Annotated in this window: 17 protein-coding genes, 16 tRNA genes, 1 rRNA gene and 2 pseudogenes; all 36 read right to left on the bottom strand. The window is 38.0% G+C overall.

What is annotated here, in order from left to right; all coding sequences use genetic code 11:
• Positions 1–330 precede the first annotated feature (330 nt).
• Positions 331–404 (bottom strand) — tRNA-Gly (locus ACI48O_RS22335).
• 274 nt (positions 405–678) lie between these two features.
• Entirely contained in the window at positions 679–1,455 is a 777-nt protein-coding gene (locus ACI48O_RS22330) for a sulfite exporter TauE/SafE family protein (protein ID WP_435564018.1), read from the bottom strand.
• A gap of 69 nt (positions 1,456–1,524) precedes the next feature.
• The gene (locus ACI48O_RS22325) at positions 1,525–2,652 is read right to left on the bottom strand and encodes an MBL fold metallo-hydrolase (RefSeq protein ID WP_435564017.1); all 1,128 of its coding nucleotides are present in this window, start codon (positions 2,650–2,652) and stop codon (positions 1,525–1,527) included.
• 69 nt (positions 2,653–2,721) lie between these two features.
• Positions 2,722–3,114, bottom strand: a complete 393-nt coding sequence (locus tag ACI48O_RS22320) for a DsrE/DsrF/DrsH-like family protein (RefSeq protein ID WP_435564016.1) — start codon at positions 3,112–3,114, stop codon at positions 2,722–2,724.
• A gap of 21 nt (positions 3,115–3,135) precedes the next feature.
• Positions 3,136–3,711, bottom strand: coding sequence for a sulfurtransferase TusA family protein (locus ACI48O_RS22315; RefSeq protein WP_435564020.1), 576 nt, complete (start codon positions 3,709–3,711; stop codon positions 3,136–3,138).
• A 58-nt stretch (positions 3,712–3,769) separates the two neighbouring features.
• On the bottom strand, positions 3,770–4,066 hold the full coding sequence (locus tag ACI48O_RS22310) for a rhodanese-like domain-containing protein (RefSeq protein WP_435564019.1): 297 nt from the start codon (positions 4,064–4,066) through the stop codon (positions 3,770–3,772).
• Positions 4,067–4,205: 139 nt separating this feature from the next.
• The gene (locus ACI48O_RS22305) at positions 4,206–4,712 is read right to left on the bottom strand and encodes a DUF6241 domain-containing protein (protein WP_435564015.1); all 507 of its coding nucleotides are present in this window, start codon (positions 4,710–4,712) and stop codon (positions 4,206–4,208) included.
• Between the two features lie 258 nt (positions 4,713–4,970).
• On the bottom strand, positions 4,971–5,306 hold the full coding sequence (locus ACI48O_RS22300) for a hypothetical protein (protein WP_435564014.1): 336 nt from the start codon (positions 5,304–5,306) through the stop codon (positions 4,971–4,973).
• Positions 5,307–5,367: 61 nt separating this feature from the next.
• Entirely contained in the window at positions 5,368–5,742 is a 375-nt protein-coding gene (locus ACI48O_RS22295; RefSeq protein WP_435564013.1) for a hypothetical protein, read from the bottom strand.
• Between the two features lie 10 nt (positions 5,743–5,752).
• Positions 5,753–6,088: a hypothetical protein gene (locus tag ACI48O_RS22290; RefSeq protein ID WP_435564012.1), complete on the bottom strand. Its 336-nt coding sequence runs from the start codon at positions 6,086–6,088 to the stop codon at positions 5,753–5,755.
• Positions 6,089–6,149: 61 nt separating this feature from the next.
• Entirely contained in the window at positions 6,150–6,485 is a 336-nt protein-coding gene (locus ACI48O_RS22285) for a hypothetical protein (protein WP_435564011.1), read from the bottom strand.
• Between the two features lie 660 nt (positions 6,486–7,145).
• Entirely contained in the window at positions 7,146–7,361 is a 216-nt protein-coding gene (locus tag ACI48O_RS22280; RefSeq protein ID WP_435564010.1) for a hypothetical protein, read from the bottom strand.
• Between the two features lie 2 nt (positions 7,362–7,363).
• Positions 7,364–7,852 (bottom strand): hypothetical protein, encoded by a 489-nt coding sequence (locus ACI48O_RS22275; protein ID WP_435564009.1) that lies wholly within the window; start codon positions 7,850–7,852, stop codon positions 7,364–7,366.
• A gap of 231 nt (positions 7,853–8,083) precedes the next feature.
• Entirely contained in the window at positions 8,084–8,233 is a 150-nt protein-coding gene (locus ACI48O_RS22270) for a hypothetical protein (RefSeq protein ID WP_435564008.1), read from the bottom strand.
• Between the two features lie 96 nt (positions 8,234–8,329).
• Positions 8,330–9,510 (bottom strand): annotated as a pseudogene (locus ACI48O_RS22265) (IS110 family RNA-guided transposase).
• 148 nt (positions 9,511–9,658) lie between these two features.
• Positions 9,659–10,435 (bottom strand): annotated as a pseudogene (locus ACI48O_RS22260) (recombinase family protein).
• A gap of 815 nt (positions 10,436–11,250) precedes the next feature.
• On the bottom strand, positions 11,251–11,556 hold the full coding sequence (locus tag ACI48O_RS22255; protein WP_435564007.1) for a hypothetical protein: 306 nt from the start codon (positions 11,554–11,556) through the stop codon (positions 11,251–11,253).
• A gap of 23 nt (positions 11,557–11,579) precedes the next feature.
• On the bottom strand, positions 11,580–12,521 hold the full coding sequence (locus tag ACI48O_RS22250) for an EndoU domain-containing protein (protein ID WP_435564006.1): 942 nt from the start codon (positions 12,519–12,521) through the stop codon (positions 11,580–11,582).
• Positions 12,518–13,240, bottom strand: coding sequence for an RHS repeat-associated core domain-containing protein (locus ACI48O_RS22245; RefSeq protein WP_435564005.1), 723 nt, complete (start codon positions 13,238–13,240; stop codon positions 12,518–12,520). The genes ACI48O_RS22250 and ACI48O_RS22245 overlap by 4 nt, the downstream gene beginning before the upstream one ends.
• 404 nt (positions 13,241–13,644) lie before the next feature.
• The gene (locus ACI48O_RS22240; RefSeq protein ID WP_435564004.1) at positions 13,645–13,809 is read right to left on the bottom strand and encodes a hypothetical protein; all 165 of its coding nucleotides are present in this window, start codon (positions 13,807–13,809) and stop codon (positions 13,645–13,647) included.
• A gap of 624 nt (positions 13,810–14,433) precedes the next feature.
• Positions 14,434–14,515, bottom strand: a tRNA-Leu gene (locus tag ACI48O_RS22235).
• A 15-nt stretch (positions 14,516–14,530) separates the two neighbouring features.
• A tRNA-Leu gene (locus ACI48O_RS22230) sits at positions 14,531–14,619 on the bottom strand.
• A 31-nt stretch (positions 14,620–14,650) separates the two neighbouring features.
• A tRNA-Cys gene (locus tag ACI48O_RS22225) sits at positions 14,651–14,724 on the bottom strand.
• Positions 14,725–14,736: 12 nt separating this feature from the next.
• Positions 14,737–14,811: transfer RNA gene (locus ACI48O_RS22220), tRNA-Gly, on the bottom strand.
• Positions 14,812–14,816: 5 nt separating this feature from the next.
• Positions 14,817–14,891 (bottom strand) — tRNA-Gln (locus ACI48O_RS22215).
• A gap of 17 nt (positions 14,892–14,908) precedes the next feature.
• Positions 14,909–14,984 (bottom strand) — tRNA-His (locus ACI48O_RS22210).
• A 14-nt stretch (positions 14,985–14,998) separates the two neighbouring features.
• A tRNA-Trp gene (locus tag ACI48O_RS22205) sits at positions 14,999–15,072 on the bottom strand.
• A gap of 6 nt (positions 15,073–15,078) precedes the next feature.
• Positions 15,079–15,163: transfer RNA gene (locus tag ACI48O_RS22200), tRNA-Tyr, on the bottom strand.
• 18 nt (positions 15,164–15,181) lie between these two features.
• Positions 15,182–15,257, bottom strand: a tRNA-Phe gene (locus ACI48O_RS22195).
• 5 nt (positions 15,258–15,262) lie between these two features.
• Positions 15,263–15,339 (bottom strand) — tRNA-Asp (locus tag ACI48O_RS22190).
• A 6-nt stretch (positions 15,340–15,345) separates the two neighbouring features.
• Positions 15,346–15,419, bottom strand: a tRNA-Met gene (locus tag ACI48O_RS22185).
• Positions 15,420–15,446: 27 nt separating this feature from the next.
• Positions 15,447–15,522: transfer RNA gene (locus tag ACI48O_RS22180), tRNA-Val, on the bottom strand.
• Between the two features lie 6 nt (positions 15,523–15,528).
• Positions 15,529–15,603: transfer RNA gene (locus ACI48O_RS22175), tRNA-Glu, on the bottom strand.
• Between the two features lie 17 nt (positions 15,604–15,620).
• Positions 15,621–15,712 (bottom strand) — tRNA-Ser (locus ACI48O_RS22170).
• 3 nt (positions 15,713–15,715) lie between these two features.
• A tRNA-Asn gene (locus ACI48O_RS22165) sits at positions 15,716–15,790 on the bottom strand.
• Between the two features lie 18 nt (positions 15,791–15,808).
• A 5S ribosomal RNA gene (gene rrf / locus ACI48O_RS22160) occupies positions 15,809–15,925 on the bottom strand.
• Positions 15,926–16,094: the final 169 nt, after the last annotated feature.

Here is a 16,094-nt window from a genome sequence, read left to right as displayed (position 1 = left end):
AATGTTCATACAAATTCATGGAGGAATAGCTTCATATAAAATATTAGGATGCTGAGAAGGCATCCTTTTATTATTGGATTTGTTAAACTGGCCTGTTTGATTTCCGCTCCAGGTGCTCGCTTTCCGCGGGGGAGTCCGGGAGCCTCCTCGGCGCATTGCGCCTGTGGGGTCTCCCGTGACACCTTCTCCCGCAGGAGTCTCGCACCTTCCGCTCAAATCAACAATTATAAAAATGTATTGCAGCTTTTTAATGATTAGTTTCTGTAAATATTAAAAAACGCAATGCTTCGTTCTTTCTGAAACGAAACACTGCGTTGCAAGCAATATGTATGGAGCGGGTGATGGGAATCGAACCCACAACAACAGCTTGGAAGGCTGTGGTTTTACCACTAAACTACACCCGCATGATTTTGTCGAATTTTGACGTTTTTAACGATAATCATGTTGTAAATTGTCGTATCAAAGAACCAACTTCTATATAATACAAAGTTTTACTCATAACGTCAAGGTCTTTTTTAATTTTTTTGTCCAAAATATGAATGAAACATTGTTGTGACTGTAAAATCAATTTTCCTCTTCCTATATTACTCACGAACCGCCGTAATTGTTCTTACACGTATATATTTTTCTTTTAAAAAAAACCATCAATGCAAAAGCATTAATGGTCTTTTACTTTTCCTATAAAATATCAAGCCAAATTTTCCCTGCAGTTGCAAATATTAATAATGCTAAAACAACTTGCAGCACTTTAGTATTTACCTTTTTACCAGCAATCGCTCCTAGCGGTGATGCAATAATGCTCGCAATGACCATTATCAAAGCAGGGAAATACTCTACTTGCCCCGTCGTAACTTTACCGATGGTAGCACCAATGGATGAAATAAATGTGATCGCCAGCGAAGATGCAATCGTCATTCTTGTTGGAATCTTTAATACGACTAGCATGATCGGCACTAATAGAAACGCTCCTGCAGCCCCGACAATTCCAGCGCCAATCCCAACAACTAATGAAAGTGATGCCGCTAGCCATTTATTAAATTTCACCTGATCGAGCGGAATATCATCAATTCCCTTTTTAGGAATAAACATCATAATTGCCGCAATTAAGGCTAAAATTCCGTAGATTAAATTAATTCCACCTTCACTCATTAGCTTTGAACCGTAACCGCCAATAAAACTGCCTATTAGGATACTTCCCCCCATATACGCAATTAATGATTTATTTAAATAGCCGCCTTTACGGTACGCCCAGACCCCAGCAATCGTCGCAAAAAACACTTGAACCGCACTAATCCCTGATACTTCATGAGCGCTAAAAGCAGCGAAACCAAATAATGGCGGTATATAAAGCAGCATCGGATATTTAATAATTGAGCCGCCAATCCCTAACATACCAGAAATATATGATCCTATAAATCCAATAAGGAAGATTGTGACTATAAATCCTAAACTCAAAAGAATTTCCTCCTTTAAGAAAAGGGGACCAGAGCGGTTCCCCTTTTCTATTCCCCTTTTAAAACGATATTAATGTGAATGGTGAACCGCACAACGATTTGGCCCAATTTCGAGTTCCTGCTGTTCTTCAATTGTCGCCTCTTTTACACCTCTATTAATGGCAACAATATCTTCAAAGTTTGGCGGTGTATCCGTTGATGCAGATGCTGCTACATGTTCCACAAACTCATCCACTGATTTACCTGCCATGATATCATTGACTTTTCGAATATTTCCCAATGTGTTTCCAATATACCCTTGATCATTTATTTCACCGTGAAAATCTGCATAGTGCCCTGGTAATACGATGACATCATCAGCAATTTGAGAGACTTTACTATAGATTGTTTCGTAAAGATCAACAGCCCACTCTCGTGCCTTACCACCTAAGTCAGGACGTCCTAAACCAGAAACGAAGATTGTATCTCCGGAGAATAATAATTTCTGATTTACAAAGAATGAGACACTTCCAGGTGTGTGTCCAGGTGTTTTTACTGCTAACACCTCTAATTTAATATTGGCGAATTCAATCTTATCGTGTTGCTCTAGCGGTTCGAAATCGAAAACAGCACCTTCAGATTTCATAAGGTAGTATTTCGCACCCGTTTTTTCTGCCAATTCGCGTCCTCCAGTAATATGATCCGCATGTAAGTGTGAATCAACAATATGAGTTATTTTCACACCTTGAGCTTCAGCAAAAGCGGTATATTGATCAATGAATCGAGACGGATCCACAACCAATGCTTCCCCACCGGATGTTACAAAATAAGATAGGCAGCCTTTGCCAACACGGATAAGTTGGTGTACAGTAACGTCTTCGTCTTCATACACTTTTGTTGGATATAAATATTCACTCCAGCTTTTCATTCCATCTTTCAAATAGGAAACTTCTAATCCCTTTTCCGTTAACATCTCAGCAATCATTAAAGAAGATCCTTCTTTTGCACAAACCACTAAGACTTTTTTGTCATTTGGAATCTTATCTAATACTGGTTCAACACCATCAATTAGATCAAAATATGGAACATTTAAATATTCAATATTCTCTCCTTCAATTTTCCAATCTTTAAAATCCTCTTCATTACGAACATCCAGTATAAAAAGCGGCTCTTTATCTACAATCAATTGATTTATTTCCTGTGCAGTAATAGCTTGCATATGTTTACTCCTCCTATATACCCATATAGGTATTAAAATTTCTAAAAAAATTAAACCTTTATTTCTATATTAAAAAGTCAACGTTGTCGCATCTTTTGCAAACTCTAAGAATGAAACTGCTCCACCAACTTCAATTCCATCAACAAAGTCACTTGCTTCTAATCCCATTACGTCCATAGTCATTTGACAGCCAATGAATTTAACACCAAGATCCTGAGCTATTTCAACGAGTTCAGTTATTGCTGGGACATTAGCCTTTGTAAATCCTTCAGCAAAATGCTCTTTTCCCTCAGGCATTGGTAATTGCTGATAAGCTTCTTTATGAATGAGATTTAGTCCTTCAAAGGTAAAAAAGATTGCTACTTCTTGGTCCATCGAGGCCGCCGCTGTGGCAATATTAAAAACTTTATATGCATCAAATAATCCACCATTGCTTGCAATAATTGCTACTTTCTTATTCATAATTAATCCTCCTGATTTCTGTTAATTATTTAATCCAGTTGTTTTTCCAGTCCATTCGCTCATGCCTGGCAATACATTTATTACGTTCTTGAATCCATTCTTCGTTAAGATTTGAGCGGCAAAGTCACTTCTGCTGCCTGTTCGACATACAACATAGATGGCATCTTCTTTATTTAATTCATTAAATCGTTGTTCTAATTCTCCTAAAGGAATCGAAACAGCATTAGGAATATGATTAAAAGCATATTCAGCTTCTTCCCTTACATCTAAAACGACAAGGTTTTCTTCTTTTTGAAGTAGCTCAGCTAATTCTTCATTAGTAGCTACATTTGGATGTTTTTTTTCTACATTTTCATCATTGGTTGCCTTTCGAATAAAATGCTTAATAACATTCTCTTCTTCAAACACACCTAAATATTGATGACCTGAGTTTTGTGACCATGCTTTTAAGTCAGCTTTCGATCCTTTATCTGTCGCTTGAATTTCTAAAACTTGCCCTTCCAATAATTCATTCATAGCCTTTTTTGTTTTCACAACAGGCATTGGACAGGCTAATCCTTTAACATCTAAAACGAGATTTGTTTTGATTGATTTAATAGCTTCCATCTAATCCTCCGATTAATTACCCAGTAGGGTATTATTGATATTAAAAAAATTACACTATTTCACCATTCCAAGCAAGCATTCCGCCTTTCATATTGCTTACTTGATATCCTTGACTCTCTAAAAACTGTGTTGCTCTGCCACTTCGAGCTCCTGAGCGACAAACCATAATATATTCTTTGGTTTGATCCAGGTCATTCAAACTATCGCCAATCAATCCTAATGGGATATTTACTGCTCCAGGAATCTTTCCTGCAGCAACCTCATCCACTTCGCGGACATCGATAATATTTACTGATTTTCCTTCATTTAATAAGGCTACAACATCCTTAGTCGTTAACTCTTTCACCATAATCCCCCTTAAATTTATGTTAAACATATACCCTTAGGGGTATATTACTAAATAAAAAAAAGATTGTCAATCGGTTAAGTGAAAGTTTTTTGGATATTTTTTATTCGACAAAATGTTAATTTCTACAAGGGAATGATTATCTAAACTGCTTTTCAATATATTTCTGTTCTTCCACTGGCGTTAATAATCGTTCAGCTTCCCCAACATTTCCTTCTTTATAATTCCATATTCTATTATGATCCTCCACCGCATTACTAAAATCACCACGAGTCCAAGGCTCAAGGATTTCCAATAGCATGCTTCGAATCTCAGCATTTTTAAAATTTTTATTTTTTACAATCTCATATAACTTAACTACTTTATCTTTAGTGATTTCAGATGAACCCCATTTTTGCTCAGCCAGTACCTTTTGATGTGTCATGCCATGAACCTCATCCAATAATTCAAACTCAGTCATCGTTTCATATTCCGGCATTTCACCTTGAGGCGTGAGCGTTTCAAAACTCTTATCTAATTCTGCCTTGGCTTTATCCTGCTGCGCTTCAGAGTATACAGCAACAGGATCACTCTTGTCCAAGTAAAAATAAATACCCACTGAAGCTGCAAGAATAATACCTAAGCCGATCAGCATAAATTTTTTCAAAGTTCTACTCCTCCCAAAATGAGTATTCTTATATTTATCTAAGAAATGATTGATATACCTCTAAAAACTCATAAAAATTTTTACTATGTCCAATAAATAAAACAAACCCACTTTAACCCCCATTACAAATGGGGCGAACCAATATTTACTACACTATTGTTAAATTATAACAGTTAAAAAGTGTTATTTGAACAAATGGGATGGTAACAATTATCAAAAAACCTTGAAAGGCATTTAGCCAATCAAGGTAATAAACCCTCAAATAATTATTTTGTTTTCGACCTTATAACTATCACTTAATTTGCTTTCAATGGAATTGACGGTTTCGCTAACTAAACGTAGAAAATGCTCTCTATCTTGTTCCTGTGGAAAACCCTTAAATTCAAAACTCACTTCGTTATCCTCGAATAAGTTATTATTCGTTTCTTGAATTTCATCTAGCGCTTTAACAATCGATGGCTCATTCATAAGTTCACTAGCAATATTATTATCAACTAGCTCTCCATCTTCATCGTAAATCCACATTGGATAGCACTGATACTCTAAGTATATTTTTATTTTTTTCCTCCTATTATATGGACACTGGATTTGCACCTACAATAAACCCTTTGCTTGCCTGTAGTTATTGCAACCCTTTGCGTTTGAATTTTTGCATTTACTTTATTATAGCCCTAAATGGTGGATGGCCAGTTTCCTGATTCCTTAATAAACTTGGTTTTCTAAATCTCACACTTGTCTTCAATTCAATTATATATTCTGTATTTTTGTTACTAATCATCTCAACATTAATCCATATAGGAAATGTTGAATGTGGTCCTGAAAGAATCTTAACTACTTTGTCTAAGTCAAAAAATCTATTTTCCAAGTTCTTTGGATTTAATATATTTAATCTCATATAATCATCAGTAGAGTTTTGGCTTTTTCCATTTTCAACAATTGGAACTACTCTAAACTTAATATTATCACCTTCCATTATATTTAATTCATTAATACAGATTATCAAATTACTTTTCAAACTCTCTGTATCCAATAAATTCCACCTACTTTATTTTTTTACTTACTGCTTTATTAATGCTTTCTACAAACCCGCTTTCAACAACTTTAATACCATACAATTCCAACCATGAATTCTTGATATTTAAGCCATTTTGTCTAAATAGCTCTGGATAGTTCATCGCTTCATCAACTGTTGGTCTGTAGCGCCCTGATAAATTATCAATTCTTCTTATTCTACCTTGACCGTCTAGCTTTAATTGACCTGCCACTTTTACATCCTGAGCATTACCTAGGTAGTGATGCTTATTGCCAATATTGAGTTTACCGTTGTTATTAATTACAAAATCCACATTTCTTTGACCATTTAATCCTTTTATCATTCCGTCTTCAATTGTAAAATCTATCTTCTTTCCATTTGGAGGTAATGATTCATTAGGGAATTTATTTTAATTTTAATTTAGATTCACTCGTACCCTTAAAGTTGCTAATGGCTTGTTTAAGTTTACTTTCAAGTACTCCTAAAGCTGAATTAACAACCTCTACTGCTTTAGGAATTTTTGTGATTAGAATACTGTCGTATGCCATCCTCAATTCTACCTTCACTTTGTCAATTGGAGAGGCGTACGGACTTTCTAAAATCATCATTTGCTCTTCAGGTGTCAATTCTATTACATCTTTGTAATAATCAGGTTCCACTCTGGACTGCGTTTGCTTCGTATGCGCTGCTATTTGACGCATTATTTCGTTGTACTGCTGGGCTGCCTTACCTGACAACATTCAATTTCTTAACCTCACATTACATAAATTGTAATTTGTGTATCGCTTTTAAACGAATAGCGAGTATTATACGACCCTCTCTAGTAAAAATACAACCCAAGATTTATAAACCATGGCAAAATAGGACCACTCTTTTACGATACCCTTGTTTATCGCCACGAGCTTTGTCATTCTCGTTAGTTTGTTAGTTACTCCATGTCATAACTACCCCTGTTATGTAAAATGTCATCTCGCCCAATTCTCGTTCCTAATCAGTCCCTCCAAGTATTAAAACAATACTCCATGATGGTACAACCATCATGAGTTAGGATTTCAGAGAAAATCGTCCATGTGTCCTATTCATTTATTCATTATTTCTTTTTGTTTGTTTTCCTTATGTATCTGTTAATTTCCCCCTTATCGCCCAGTTGCAAACAGGAATTAAATATTTTCATAAGCATGGGAGAAAAAACGAAGATAATAAAAACAGGGTGATTATGGTGGTATCTGACCATAATCACCCTGCTCATTGTTTCGTTTTTGCATGAAATAGGTTAAACTTTTCGACGTTCTTTATACGTACAAAAGAAATAGCAAAATCTTTATATGGGTATTACAGGGTTATAGTGTTATTAGTTATATATATTGGGTTAATTCGTCACTAGATAGCCCTCCAATAAATTATTGAATGTTACCAATAATTTCATTTATCCCATGCACAATCACACTACTAAGTACATCAGTATAATTATTATAATCATCTGATTTGGCTATAATAGTATCAAAGACTTCTTTCAGCTTTCCATCAATTATTAGTGTAAGCCCTTCTACTTGTTCTTCACTTCCCTTTTTACCGAACATATCTTTCATTATCGTAAAGGTTTCTGCTTTATTCATTGTTACTCTCCTTTTAAAAATAAATTGTCACCATTGACTATCCAGTAACGATTGTCCTCAGGAATGTGTCCCATAAATTGCTCACACTTCCCTAGCCACCCATTCGGTACATATAGTTCATAAGATGCAGGCTCAGGATAGAAAGATGTCAACTTCTTTTCATCAAAATCCACGTATAGAGAAGGTAGCATATCAGAAATATGACTATATGCTCTCTGCACTAAAATCTTCCTTAACTCTTCATTACTCACCTCTAATTTACCAATTTTTTGTAAAAATTCTTCCACCGTGTCCTCGTTTACTACTGCAATATCAAATCTCTCAGAAAAGTCATCAGGATTATGAATTTTAAATCCTTTCTCAAGATAAGAAGATATTAATTTTTTCAAATCTAAAAACCATATCTCCTTATCTGTAATAAACCATTTATATGATTTCTTATATTTTACTAGAACTATTATAGTTTCAGCATACTTGGGATTGTTAAGCAATGTACCTCCTTCTCAGTATTCATGTGCCTCGCTATTCTTATTTCTTTATTTTACCATACTCTTCAAGCCACTCAATCCACGGTGCAGGAAATTCATATGATGTTCCCGGCGTACTAGGGTCAACCACTTTTGGTGCTGTCCCCCCCTGATTAAGTGGATTAGATTTGTACTTATACTGAGGTATTGAATTTTCTTTTACAAAATCATCAAACCATCTCGGTACTTCAACTTCTACAATTTCTGCTCCATTACCTCTTTTTGCAAGAAAAATTCGGCATGTTCCCTAGTCCCTGCGCTAACATTCAAGTTTACATCTTTATTAGGAATTACCATTTTCCCTTTTTTATCGACCTGAATTCTAACTTGACTTGCATTTGGCATTTCTCCACCTTGAACTCTTTAGTACGATGTAGTTTCACCCGTACCCTAATTTGTAATCTTAAATGCTGCTAATAAAAAAACAACCTTTATAAACCTCTATAAAACTACTTCCTTCTCTTTTATTATCGGTAATTCATAGGATGTTTTATGCTTCATCATGCCGTAAATAATGTTCACAAGCCTTCTCATAATGCACACCAATGCTTGTCCCTTTGTTTTACCTTCCTTAAGTTTTCGTTGGTAATAGGCATGAAACACTGAATTCCGTGGCAATTTACTCCCTTTAGCAACTTGTACTTGTTGGACTGCGAGGTTGTAAAATAAGGCGTGTAGTGCCCGATTTCCTTGTTTGCTTTTTTGTTCCTTACCTTTCCCACCAGAGCCAAAGTAAACAGGCGCAATCCCCGCGAATCGTGCTATTTTGTTGGCGTTTGAAAGCGTCTTACGTCACCTATCTCTGCAATTAAAGAGGAAGCAGTTACGAGGTCAATACCTGGCATGGAGTCTAGTTGAAAGTCTAGTAAACTCATTAACTGTTTTAATTCTCTTTCCACCTTGCCTATTTCCTGCTTTCCAAATAAAATGTGGCGGACAAAGCTTTCTACCAAAAAGTCTCGTGTTTCTTTTTTCACCGAACAAGTATTGTTGCTCACTTCTAATAAAAAGGTAGTCAATTGTTTAATACTTACACCTTCTAAACATGAAGGTGAAGGGTACCTTTTCCAAAATGCTAGTGCTGTTTTTCCGTCCACCTCTGAGAAAAACTTCTTATAGCTTGGATAATGGTGGTTCAATTGAATATGCAATTGGTTCTTCAAAGCACCTTGTGCCTTTACTAATGCTTTTCTTCTAGTAACCAATTGTTGTATCGACCAAAATAGATCATGCGGTTTTGCATCTGGCAAATGGTTCAGTTTATTCAACAAAATGCGTGCCACACATTCTGCATCCCAGCTATCACTCTTTTGTGTGGTCATATGGCTTTTTCGTTCAGCGTATGAAAGTGCTGGGTTTACTTCTTTTACAACCTGTCCATGGTCGGTTAAAAACTGTGCTAACGATCTGCCATAGCCACCTACATCTTCTAAACCAAATACAGGTGTCATTCCTTCTTCTATTAGTTTATCAATATCCAATAAAAAAGTTGGGAAGGCAGACGGTTTATTTTCAAATTTTATTTCCTTTAACTTCTCTTGCCAACAATTAATGACCACTGCCACATGGTGTTGCTTATGCAAGTCTACTCCAACATACAAATGTTTCTGTTTTTCGTGCATTGACTCATCCTCCTATTCAATTAAATGAAAATATCGGCAACCTTAGTTCGAGCGTTCACCAATTGGTGCGCATTGGTACGAAAGCCTATCCATTTTCATCTCTTCATATGAACTTATAAGAAAATGAGTCCCTTTTTTAAGTAACCTATTAAATTATTGCTTCATGTTTTCCATTTGCCTGTATTTGTCCATATGTATATATCCCTTGATATAAGCTTTCTCGGTCTAAAATGCGTTTCACTTGCACTTTCGTAAATGCTTTACCTTGTGTTGTTCGATAACCCTCCTTATTTAATGCTTCTGCCAACATAGACAGTGACCATTTCCTATGTAGCTGTTTAAGTTCAAACAACCGTTTCACTACTTCTGCATGACCGTTATGTATCTTTAGTTCCTTTTCACCTTTTTGTTTCTGGTAGCCAAACGTTGCCCGACCACCTGCATAACCACCCTCCTTCGCCTTTTTATTTCTCCCTTTTGTTAGCTTTAAAGTAATTTCAAGCCGTTGGTATTGGTCTAATAATTCCATCAAGCCGTTTACCAAAAAGTCGTTTGGGTCTTTTTTATGGATACTGCACGAAGGCTGTTCAATGCTTTTAATCTCACAACCATATTTCTTTAACTCTCGTTGTATGAGCACCTTGACAATATCCGACCGCCACAATCGACTTGTGTTGAGCACCACCACATAATCAAACTTGACAGACGAAAGGTGAGCCAACATATTCTGTAAGCCCACCCTGTCTATTTCCATTGCTTCTTCATTCAGTTTTGCACCACTTATTCCTTCATCTCTAAATATATGTATCAAGCGTAAACCTTGTTCTTTTCAGTATGCTTTGATTTCTTCTTCTTGATATTTCAAGCTGTATCCATCTCTTGCTTGCCCTTGAGTCGAGACTCGTGTATACCCAACAACGTTCAACTTTTCACCCTCCCGTAACGAAAATTAAAATTTGTGTAACGCTTTTTACGAATAGCGAGTATTATACGACCGTCTCAAATAAAAATACAACCCAAAATTAAAAAGCCAAAGCAATATAAAAACACCCTTTCACGTTACCCATTGTTTTATCGCCACGTGCAGTACGCTCTCGTTAGTTTATTAACCATTCCATGTCATAAATATCCCTGCCATGTAAAATGTCATCTCGCCTATTTGTCGTACTTTTCACCCTAACAAAGTATTAAAATCAAACTCCATGATGGTGCCACCTTCATGAGCTCTGAATTTCATGATAGCATCATTCAAGTTACACTAATCATAATTCCTTTATTTTTATTTACTTCCAAATAATCCCTCGCTTTCCTTCCTTAACAATACGAGCTTTGTCATGCTCGTGTGCAAAAATAAATCAAGTAGTAAATGTTATTGTTTTATTTAAATGTCACTGTAATCAATCTCGTATGACAGTTAACCGTCATGAGTTTTTGATTCAAATATTAAGTAATTGTATAACCATAAAACTTATAAAAATAAAAAAAACTTGAAAGGCTAAAAGCCAATCAAGGTTTAATAAGTTGTGCACATTAACTTAACTCTATGATTATTAAGCGGATTAGTATTTGATCTTGAATCTTTAAATTTTTTTATTTTCACCCACTGTTGTAAACCTAACAATCTAGCAATAACCTTGTGGCAAAACAATATATCTATCCCTTGCCCCCATAGTAAATTAGACATTTACTTAGGGTGACTCCCTCTCAAACCAAGGAGGTGTGAAACGTTTCAAATATCTATTAACCCATAAAACTTTTAGCAACAGTAACTGAACTAGTAAGGTTAAGCTCTGGATACTTCTTATCCAAGCCTTCTAAGCACTGAATATATTGCTGGCTTTGTAAGTTATAAGCAATTTCTTCGAAGACTTCACTTACCGTAAGAAGCTCCTCTTTAGAACAAGTTGTCAAAAAACCTATTGTATATCCTACGTCTTTACTTAAAAGTTCTATTAAGTCATTTCGACATCTGTCGATTTCATAGTCATTCTCATCATGTAATGCTAATCTTGCTCTTAAAACCTCTCTTACCTTCTCTACATTCAATCCATTGATCCTCCTTTAATTTTTTATGGCTGTCTAGTTGCATCCGGGAATATCGTCCCCACTTGCCCATTAGTTTTTATTACCCCGACTCTAACACCATTGTAATTTCCAAACATCACTGTTCCATTAGGCAAATTAATATTGTTTGGTAAATTTGCAACGGACTCTCCTGCTTTTTGAATATCTGTTGAACTCCAAGATTCAGGGAACCAAGCTTGGTTTGTACCTGTTCTTTTTGACGGAGTCTTATGCAATGGTACGTTTCCAATTCGAACTCCATTATCGTATGTTTTCACAATGTTATATTCAATTCCATGTGAATTTAGATAATCAAGATTAGATTGACCATGTCCGCCACCTTTCATTCTAGATACTGCTCCAATTTTAGGATAAATAGTAAAGTCTCCTACATCTGCATGTTTTACTGCATTTGCATCAATTTTAATAAGATTATCCGTACCCTTAGAAGACGTCTTAAATACATTTTTAACGTTTTTTATCGTATTCCCCGTACTACTAATTATTGTTGGGGCAGATTTTACTAAACCGTAACCACCAAACGCAATTCCGCCGACTATTTCGGTATTATCGTAAAATTGGGTGGCTTGATTTCTTAATCCAAAGGTACTTCCGGCTGTTCCAACTGCTTCTCGCATTATATTTTTAGTCTGAAAAGTAGTGCCCCTTGTAAAGGCATCTGCGATGGTAAGCAGTCCTGCTGTAGCATTATTTACCCCGTAGACAGCTACCAATCCTCCAGCAACAGCACCTACACCCGTCGTAGATGTGGCGACCGCAAAACTTGCCCCACCAATAGCTGTGAAGCCACCTCCTATAGCCTGAAGGGCACCTATACCCACTTGTTTCCAGTCCGCATTGCTTGCGATATTCCATGCTGTGGAGAAAAATCCATTTGTACGTTGGACCTGTATTTGCTTCGTATGCGCTGTTATTTGACGCATCATTTCGTTGTACTGCAGGCTGACCTTTGACCACCATAGATCATATCACTGGAAAATGGTACTCCATCTAATGTACTTGAGCTATAGACAACTCGGGCATACGGTGGTGCCCCGTAAGAAGCAATTTCACTAGCGTTTTGTTCCATGAGTTCATTGGCAGTGATGACATTGTACCGCTCTAGAACATTGGTTTCGCTAAAGGTTATTATCTCATCGAATTGCGGTAATTCTTCCGGAATATCGTTGATGATGAAATACTTCGTGTAATCGTAGTCCCAAGATTCTGTTACCGTTTGCTGGTAGGTTTGTTGATAATACTTGTTCGTCTGAATAGTATCCACAAGAGACGTCGGTGATGTCTGCTTCTGATAAGAACCAGCGATATAATTCCAGAGCTCCACATACGTGGTCCCGCCTTGATCGTACTGCAAGGAATAGTCCTGTTGATTTCTCACCCACTCCGGAACATGACCACTTGGATCGACCATATTTACCGGATTATTCATGACGTAGGCATAGCGGTTTAAGGATTGTGGGTTACTTAAATCCCCGATGACCGAATCCTCTGTAAGGAATCGACCAACCGTTGGGCTGTACCAACGAGCACTGTAGTCCATTAACCCAGCTACTGGATCGTAGTTTTTCCCCGTATACCCTGTCGCATTGTATGGTGCCGGCATATCTGTAAAGAGATTGCCGAAGGCATCGTAACGATAATTCATGACGGTATCGCCAACACGGTCGTCTATGCCTATGGCATTTCCTATAGCATCATAGTTATAGTACAGGAGACCGCCCCGCGTGCGAATGTTTCCTGCCCATCCAGAGGTTTTATCCCCGTGGAAGCCGAACATTTTACGAGAGCCTACTTGGCCGTTCGCCCAATAGTATTCTGCCAGAGGCTGGCCTTCTGGGCCGTATTCCTTCAACACATCCGATGTGGTCCCGTTATACATATAATGGGTCGTATCCATCGATAAAGCACCGTCAAGTTGTTTGTGTAGGCCAACTTTTGCACCGTTTCCATTATCAATGGCATTCCATCGACCGTTTCCATTGCCATTGTTTACATGTGATTTTAAATAATTCAAATCATAGGAAGTGGAAGTCCGGAACACTTTTCTTCCTAAGCATCATAATCGTATTCTACCTCTTGGCCATCCGAATAATAGACGCCTTTTAATCGATTATCTTCTGTGTATTTATACTTAACGGTACCTTGTTTACTATTTTTCTCGACAAGATTTCCGTTGGCATCATAGATGTACCCACTGTCACCAGCGCGGGTCATTTCGTTGGCAGCATTGTATTCGTAGGTTGTGACTTTGCCTCCCTATCTTTCAATGATTTATCTTTATTTTTTAAAATTGTAAGTTTAATAGTCAAATAATAACAAAAAAACCTATATTATATATATCGACCAAAATTTACAAAACTTTAGTTTCAATAAAAAATAGGTTTAAAAGACTATTGTCAAAAATGAAGCAAGGTAACACTAATCTTTTGACTATAGATGTTTTTAGTTAGCGTTATTACAGGGTTCTGGCTTTTCCTATGTCACGATACACAAAATAATAAACGGATGATTGAATCAGTGGCTATACAGTGAACTGCTATTTATCGATAAGAAAAACCGGGCAAAAACCGCCCGGCTCCTTTTTTGTTTAGCGAATATCGATATTATGTACTTTTTCCAATTGACTATTCTGCTTAAATTTCTCTACCACTTTTTTCACATGTAAACATTGGAGGAGTGAATATTTCGTTTAGATTGAACCACCTTCTTGGAAAAAATGAACAATTGTCACTTTATCTCCATAAACGAAAAATACCACAGTATCAAGGACCGTGGTAAATGAAAATATTATATTTATCAACTAAAAAAGACAGGAACAAATTGTCCTGTCTTTTTTTATACCGGTGGTCGGGGTCGAACCGACACTCCAGAAGGAACACGATTTTGAGTCGTGCGCGTCTGCCAATTCCGCCACACCGGCGCGGTATGAATTTTATGGTGCCGAGGACCGGAATCGAACCGGTACGGTAGTCACCTACCGCAGGATTTTAAGTCCTGTGCGTCTGCCAGTTCCGCCACCCCGGCGTTATATAACAGTTGAACATTGATGAAATAATGGAGGCGGCAACCGGATTCGAACCGGTGGTAAAGGTTTTGCAGACCTCTGCCTTACCACTTGGCTATGCCGCCATTAATAAATATTGGAGCGGAAGACGGGATTCGAACCCGCGACCCCCACCTTGGCAAGGTGGTGTTCTACCACTGAACTACTTCCGCGAAAATGGCTGGGCTAGCAGGATTCGAACCTACGAGTGACGGAGTCAAAGTCCGTTGCCTTACCGCTTGGCTATAGCCCAATAGTATTTGTTTTAAATGGGGCGACTGATGGGAATCGAACCCACGAATGTCGGAACCACAATCCGATGCGTTAACCACTTCGCCACAATCGCCATAAAATTTATTTTGGCAGGGGTAGTAGGAATCGAACCCACACCAAAGGTTTTGGAGACCTTCGTTCTACCTTTAAACTATACCCCTATAAAATGGTGGTGGGGGACGGATTCGAACCGCCGAACCCAAAGGGAGCGGATTTACAGTCCGCCGCGTTTAGCCACTTCGCTACCCCACCACATATTAAGTTAATTAATGGTGGCTCAGGACGGAATCGAACCGCCGACACAAGGATTTTCAGTCCTTTGCTCTACCGACTGAGCTACTGAGCCATAAATGGCGGTCCGGACGGGACTCGAACCCGCGACCTCCTGCGTGACAGGCAGGCATTCTAACCAACTGAACTACCGGACCATTTAATTGCGGGGGCAGGATTTGAACCTGCGACCTTCGGGTTATGAGCCCGACGAGCTACCGGGCTGCTCCACCCCGCGACGGTAAAAATAATATTAATTTAGAAATGGTGGAGGATGACGGGCTCGAACCGCCGACCCTCTGCTTGTAAGGCAGATGCTCTCCCAGCTGAGCTAATCCTCCACTGAATGGTGACCCCTACGGGATTCGAACCCGTGTTACCGCCGTGAAAGGGCGGTGTCTTAACCGCTTGACCAAGGGGCCAAAAATATAAAGTTAAATGGCGGAGAGCAAGGGATTTGAACCCTTGAGACAGGGTTACCCGCCTACACGATTTCCAATCGTGCTCCTTCGGCCACTCGGACAGCTCTCCAATTGGCTCCGCAGGTAGGACTCGAACCTACGACCGATCGGTTAACAGCCGATTGCTCTACCACTGAGCTACTGCGGAATAATAAAATTTGTAACAGCCCGGCAGCGTCCTACTCTCACAGGGGGAGAGCCCCCAACTACCATCGGCGCTGAGAAGCTTAACTTCCGTGTTCGGTATGGGAACGGGTGTGACCTTCTCGCTATCGCCACCAGACTATTTTCACAAGGACATTATTAATTATAATGGCTTTTGTGATTTTTGCAAGAGAAATTTTTCATTCTCTCAAAACTAGATAATGAAGAAGAAGTTGTAAAACGAGTTCACCTAGAACTTAATTTGGTTAAGTCCTCGATCGATTAGTATCAGTCAGCTCCACATGTCG

It is taken from the genome of Neobacillus terrisolis (assembly GCF_051233475.1).
GTDB lineage: Bacteria > Bacillota > Bacilli > Bacillales > Cytobacillaceae > Bacillus_BU.
This window is presented reverse-complemented; position numbering and strand designations above follow the sequence as displayed.

Bases quoted from the DNA above. Each gene is read 5' to 3' on its own strand.
- ACI48O_RS22325 (WP_435564017.1), bottom strand. From the start codon at position 2,652: ATGCAAGCTATTACTGCACAGGAAATAAATCAATTGATTGTAGATAAA.
- ACI48O_RS22320 (WP_435564016.1), bottom strand. From the start codon at position 3,114: ATGAATAAGAAAGTAGCAATTATTGCAAGCAATGGTGGATTATTTGAT.
- ACI48O_RS22290 (WP_435564012.1), bottom strand. From the start codon at position 6,088: ATGATAAAAGGATTAAATGGTCAAAGAAATGTGGATTTTGTAATTAAT.
- ACI48O_RS22285 (WP_435564011.1), bottom strand. From the start codon at position 6,485: ATGTTGTCAGGTAAGGCAGCCCAGCAGTACAACGAAATAATGCGTCAA.
- ACI48O_RS22280 (WP_435564010.1), bottom strand. From the start codon at position 7,361: ATGAATAAAGCAGAAACCTTTACGATAATGAAAGATATGTTCGGTAAA.
- ACI48O_RS22270 (WP_435564008.1), bottom strand. From the start codon at position 8,233: ATGCCAAATGCAAGTCAAGTTAGAATTCAGGTCGATAAAAAAGGGAAA.
- ACI48O_RS22250 (WP_435564006.1), bottom strand. From the start codon at position 12,521: ATGATGCGTCAAATAACAGCGCATACGAAGCAAATACAGGTCCAACGT.
- ACI48O_RS22245 (WP_435564005.1), bottom strand. From the start codon at position 13,240: ATGAATTATCGTTACGATGCCTTCGGCAATCTCTTTACAGATATGCCG.
- ACI48O_RS22240 (WP_435564004.1), bottom strand. From the start codon at position 13,809: ATGACCCGCGCTGGTGACAGTGGGTACATCTATGATGCCAACGGAAAT.